This is a genomic window from Saccharopolyspora sp. 6V, assembly GCF_020176785.1.
Classification (GTDB): domain Bacteria; phylum Actinomycetota; class Actinomycetes; order Mycobacteriales; family Pseudonocardiaceae; genus Saccharopolyspora_C; species Saccharopolyspora_C gregorii.
Map to the genome: position 1 here is coordinate 1 of NZ_JAIUKB010000214.1, position 5309 is coordinate 5309.

Below are 5309 nucleotides of genomic sequence, written 5' to 3' on the forward strand. Positions count from 1 at the left end.
TGATCCCGCCCTCCCGATAATGCAGATCCGTGTGGCACACCCCGCACGCCTGCACCCGCACCACCGCCTCACCCGGACCGGGATCGGGAACGATGATGGTGGTGACCTCGACCGGCTTGCCCTTGCCGGTCGCCACTACGCCGCGCACTTCGGTCATCCAGAGCTCCAGTTCAGACGTGGGGAAAGTCCTGCAGGATTCGGTCGTCACCAGCCGTATTCGCCGGCGGCGTCGATGAGCCAGTCCGCGACGTACCGCGCGAACGACGAACGCACGATCAGCCAGTAGGTGGGCAGCGCCGCGTCCCGGCACACCAGCACGACGGCGGCCCGCGCCAGCAGCGTCTGCGCGCACCGGCCGGTCGCGAAGCCGCGCGGATGCAGGTCCAGCGCGCAGCCCATGTTCAGCAGGTCCCGGGCGTGCGGCCCGGAAACCTCCAGGATGGTGCGGTGCGCGGACACGTCCACCACCGCGCCGTGATCGCCGTCGAGCGCGGTGGTCAACGTGTCCGAAATGGACTCGGCGGCGCCTTCCGGTCCGATCAGCAGCCATTCGTCCGGGCCGAGGCCGAGGACCAGCGCTCCTTCGGCGTGCACCACCTCGCCGGGCTGGTTCGGCAGCATCGCGTGGATCGCGGTGCCGATCCGCTCCGCGCCGGACCCCTTCGGGTCCACCCGCAGCGTGATCTGCGCCTTGAACGGCACCTCGGTGATGTGCACGGCGTCCGGCCCGGACCGCGCGGCGAGCGCCTCCGCCCGGGTCGCCAACGGGGACTCTCCGTAGGGCTCAGCCATCGCGGCGCGCTCCTTCCTTGTCGTAGAAGACGGGTTCGGTGACCGTGAGCGGGACCAGCCGGCCGTCGAGCGGGCTGTAGACGGTGTCGCCGATGCGGTCCCGCCCGCCCTTCACCAGCGCCAGGCTGAACCCGCCGCCGAGCACCGCGCTGCGGTAGCTGGAGGTGACGTGGCCCAGCATCGGCACCGGTGGCGCGGGCAGCACCTCGCTCGCCACCAGCTGCGACCCTTCCGGCAGCACCAGGGATTCGTCCTGCGGTCGCAGGCCGACGAGGTGCTTGCGGTCCGGCCGGGCGTTGTCGGCGCGGGCGAAGGAGCGCATGCCGAGGAAGTCGTCCTTCTTCTTCGACACCGCCCAGCTCATGCCGAGGTCGTGCGGGGTGACGGTGCCGTCGGTGTCCTGCCCGACGATCGGGAAGCCCTTCTCCGCGCGCAGCACGTGCATCGTCTCGGTGCCGTACGGGGTGATGTCGAAGGGGCGGCCGGCTTCGTGCAGGGTTTCCCACACCTCGCGGCCGTACCACCAGGGCACGTTGATCTCGAAGGCGAGCTCGCCGGAGAAGCTGATCCGGCACACCCGCGCCCTCCTGCCCGCGACGACGCCGTCCTGCCAGGACATGAAGGGGAACGCGTCGTTGTCCAGCTCCAGCCCGGTGGCCACCCGGGCGAGGACTTCGCGGGACTTCGGCCCGGCGAGCGCGATGGTGGCCCACTGCTCGGTGACCGAGGTCAGGTGCACCCGCAGCTGCGGCCACTCGGTCTGCAGCCATTCCTCCAGCCAGTCCAGCACGCCGGCCGCGCCACCGGAGGTGGTGGAGAGGAGGTACCGCTGCTCGCCGGTGCGCATCACGGTGCCGTCGTCGAAGACCATGCCGTCCGCGGTGCACATCAGCCCGTACCGGATGCGGCCGACCTTGAGCGTGCTCATCTTGTTGGTGTAGACGAGGTCGAGGAACGCGGCGGCGTCCGGCCCCTGCACGTCGATCTTGCCGAGGGTGGACACGTCCTGCATGCCGACCCCGGAACGCACCGCCGCGCACTCCCGCAGCACCGCGGTCTCCATGTCCTCCCCGGGCCGCGGGTAGTACCAGGGCCGCTTCCACTGCCCCACGTTCTCGAACGGCGCCCCGCGCTGCACGTGCCAGTCGTGCATCGCGGTGACCCGCACCGGGTCGTAGAGGTCGCCGCGGTCGCGCCCGGCGAGGGCGGCGAACGCGACCGGCGTGTACGGCGCGCGGAACGTGGTGGTGCGGGACGGTTCCCGCCCGAGCAGCTGCGCGATGATGCCGGAGGTGAGGGTGCCGGAGGTCTTGCCCTGGTCGTGCGCGGTGCCGATGGTGGTGTAGCGCTTGACGTGCTCCACCGAGTCGAGCCCGGCGCCGACGGCCTTGCGGATGTCGGCGACGGTGGCGTCCCGCGCGAGGTCGACGAACTGGTTGGCGCCTTCGGAGTCGGCGGGGCTGGGCAGCAGCCAGGTGGTGCGCCCGGCCAGCACCGGCGGGTTCTTCGCCGCGGGCAGTTCGGGCGCGATGGCGTCGAATCCGGCGGCCCGCGCGGCGGATTCGCCCGCTTCGGCGCCGGTCCGCAGGCAGTCGCCGGTGCCGAACACGCCGGCGCAGGCACCGGCCGACCGCACGGAGCTCAGGTCCTCCTCGGGCACGTACCCGCCGATCCGCTCCGAGTAGCGCACCCCGCCGCGGCCCTGGGCGTGCAGGTGCACCGCCGGGTTCCAGCCGCCGGAGACCAGCAGCAGGTCGCAGCGCACGACTTGGCGGACGGTCACCGGCTGGTGCTCGTCGGAGCGCAGCCCGGCGAGGTGCGCGCTGACGATCCGGTCGACGCCGGAGGTGCCGACGACGGCGGCGTCCGGGCGGATCGTGATGCCGCGCTCCACGCACAGCGAGGCCCAGTAGGTGGGCACCACGTCGCGCACGTCGACGATGGCGGCGATCTCCACCCCGGCGTCGTGGAGGTCGATCGCGGCCGCGTAGGCGCTGTCGTTGGTGGTGAACACGACGGCCCGCGTGCCGGGCAGCACGCCGTAGCGGTGCAGGTAGCTGCGGGCGGACGCGGCGAGCATGGTGCCGGGCCGGTCGTTGCCGGTGAACACCACGGGCCGTTCGTGCGCCCCGGTGGCCAGCACGGTCTCGCGGGCCCGGATGCGCCAGATGCGCTGGCGGCTGGGCGCGTCGTCGCCGCGGTGCTGCACGGCCACGAAGTAGCCGTCCTCGTAGTGCCCGAAGACGGTGGTGCGCGGGAGGGTGCGCACCTCCGGCAGCGATTCGAGTTCGGCGACGGCGCGGCGCACCCAGTCGGTGCCGGGCTTGCGGTCGAGCTCTTCGCCGCTGCCGAGCAGGGCGCCGCCGAACTCGGTGTCGGCGTCGGCGACGATCACCCGCGCCCCGCTGCGGGCCGCGGTCAGCGCGGCGGCCAGCCCGGCCGGTCCGGCGCCGACGACGAGCACGTCGCAGTGCGCGTGCATCGCGTCGTAGCGGGCCGGGTCGGGTTCGTCCGACAGCCGTCCTTGGCCGGGGATGGAGGTGGCTTCCAGGCCGTCGACGAGTTCGACGGTGGTGGCGGTCAGCATCGGTTCCGGGAACGGCTTCTCGATCTGCACCAGGGCGTTCGGGTCTTCCGGCCCGGCGGCCATGATGCCGCGGGGGCGCCCGTACTTGATGCTGGTGGAGATCTGGTGCACGCCGTTGGCCAGCAGCGCGGAGGCGAGGGTGTCGCCTTCGCGGCCTTCGTAGTCCTGGCCGTCGAAGCGGAACCGGACGGGCCGGCGGCGGTCGATGCGCCCCCCGTCGGCGGTCCTGAACTCGTTGCTCACCTGGTCACCGTCCTCGTCGCGCCGTCGGGGTGGATCTCGTTGGTGGTGGTGTCGCGCTGCACGGTGAACCAGCGCCGGCAACCGGCGTGGTGCGACCAGCGCTCGGTGAACACGCCCTTCGGATTGGCGCGGTAGAACAGGAATCGCGCCCAGTCCTCATCGGACACCGACTGCGGGTCGTCCGGGTAGCGGACGTCGGCTTGACCGCCGTAGTGGAATTCGGTCTCGTTCCGCGGCCCGCACCACGGGCAGGGGATCAGCAGCATGTGCGGACTCCGTTCAGTGCGCGACGCCCGCGGCGCCGTGCTCGTCGACGAGGGCTCCGGTGGTGAACCGCTCCAGCCCGAAGGGCGCGTTGAGCGGGTGCGGTTCGTCGTGGGCGATGGTGTGCGCGTAGCACCAGCCGACACCGGGCGTGGCCTTGAACCCGCCGGTGCCCCAGCCGCAGTTGACGTACAGGCCGTCGAACGGGGTGCGGCCCATGATCGCGGAGGCGTCGGGGGTGACGTCCACGATCCCGGCCCAGGTGCGCAGCACGTGCGCCCGCGCGAAGATCGGGAACAGTTCGACGGCCGCGGTGAGCTCGCGTTCGATGGTGTGGAACGCGCCGCGCTGCCCGTAGGAGTTGTAGGCGTCGATGCCGGCGCCGAGGACCAGTTCTCCCTTGTGCGCCTGGCTGACGTAGACGTGCACGGCGTTGGACATGACCACCGTGGGGTGCACGGGTTCGAGCAGTTCGGACACGAGCGCCTGCAGCGGGTGGCTCTGGATCGGCAGCCGCAGCCCGATGGTGTCGGCGAGCACCGAGGTGCTGCCCGCGGCGGCCAGCGCGACCTTGCCCGCGCGGATGTTCCCGCGGGTGGTCTCGACGCCGACGACCCGGTCGCCGACGGTCTCGAATCCGGTGACCTGGCAGTTCTGCACCAGGTCCACGCCCATCCGGTCCAGCGCGCGGGCGAAGCCCCAGGCGACGTGGTCGTGCTTGGCGATGCCGGCCCGCGGCTGCCAGGTGCCGCCGTGCACCGGGTAGCGGAGGTCCTCGGAGGTGTTCAGGATCGGGCAGATCTCCTTGACCTGCGCGGGATCCAGCCATTCGGCGTCGACGCCGTTGAGCTTGTTCGCCTCGACGCGGCGAACGCTGTCGCGGACCTCCTGCAGCGAGTGCGCCAGGTTCAGCACGCCGCGCTGGGAGAACAGCAGCGGGTAGTCCAGCGCTTCTTCGAGCCCTTCCCACAGCTTCAGCGCGTGCTCGTAGAGCCCGGCGCTCTCGTCCCACAGGTAGTTGGAGCGGATGATCGTGGTGTTACGGGCCATGTTCCCGCCCGCGAGCCAGCCGCTCTCCAGCACCGCGACGTTGGTGATGCCGTGGTTGACGGCGAGGTAGTAGGCGGTGGCGAGCCCGTGCCCGCCGCCACCGACGATCACCACGTCGTAGGAGCGCCTCGGGTCCGGGGAGCTCCAGAGCCGATCCGGGTGCTCGGGCAGGTCTGCACCGGGTGTGCGCGGCGACATCAGAGCCCTCCGTTCAGGTTCGGGTACAGCGGGAACTTGCGGGTGAGCGCCTCGACGCGGTCGCGCAGCGCCTCGGTGTCGATGGTGGGTCGAAGCGCTGTGGCGATGATGTCGGCGACTTCGGTGAATTCGGTGGTGGTGAAGCCGCGGGTGGCCAGGGCGGGGGTGCCGATGC

The 5309-nt window shown here is 71.7% G+C and carries 5 protein-coding genes and 1 pseudogene; all 6 read right to left on the reverse strand.

Translation table 11 applies throughout. From position 1 onward, the window contains the following. Positions 1-157, reverse strand: a 157-nt coding sequence (locus LCD35_RS29360) for an alcohol dehydrogenase catalytic domain-containing protein (protein ID WP_225045296.1), incomplete at its 3' end; no start/stop codon positions are given. A gap of 47 nt (positions 158-204) precedes the next feature. Next, a complete protein-coding gene (locus LCD35_RS29365) occupies positions 205-792 on the reverse strand; it encodes a sarcosine oxidase subunit gamma (RefSeq protein ID WP_224963077.1) in 588 nt (195 codons plus the stop codon). Next, a complete protein-coding gene (locus LCD35_RS29370; protein ID WP_225045295.1) occupies positions 785-3622 on the reverse strand; it encodes a 2Fe-2S iron-sulfur cluster-binding protein in 2838 nt (945 codons plus the stop codon). Before LCD35_RS29370 ends, LCD35_RS29365 begins: the two co-directional genes overlap by 8 nt. Continuing rightward, on the reverse strand, positions 3619-3888 hold the full coding sequence (locus tag LCD35_RS29375) for a sarcosine oxidase subunit delta (protein WP_224963073.1): 270 nt from the start codon (positions 3886-3888) through the stop codon (positions 3619-3621). Before LCD35_RS29375 ends, LCD35_RS29370 begins: the two co-directional genes overlap by 4 nt. A gap of 13 nt (positions 3889-3901) precedes the next feature. Next, positions 3902-5134: a sarcosine oxidase subunit beta family protein gene (locus LCD35_RS29380; RefSeq protein WP_224963071.1), complete on the reverse strand. Its 1233-nt coding sequence runs from the start codon at positions 5132-5134 to the stop codon at positions 3902-3904. Then, positions 5134-5309: pseudogene (locus LCD35_RS29385) on the reverse strand (serine hydroxymethyltransferase); the annotation flags it as partial. The pseudogene LCD35_RS29385 and the gene LCD35_RS29380, both read right to left, overlap by 1 nt.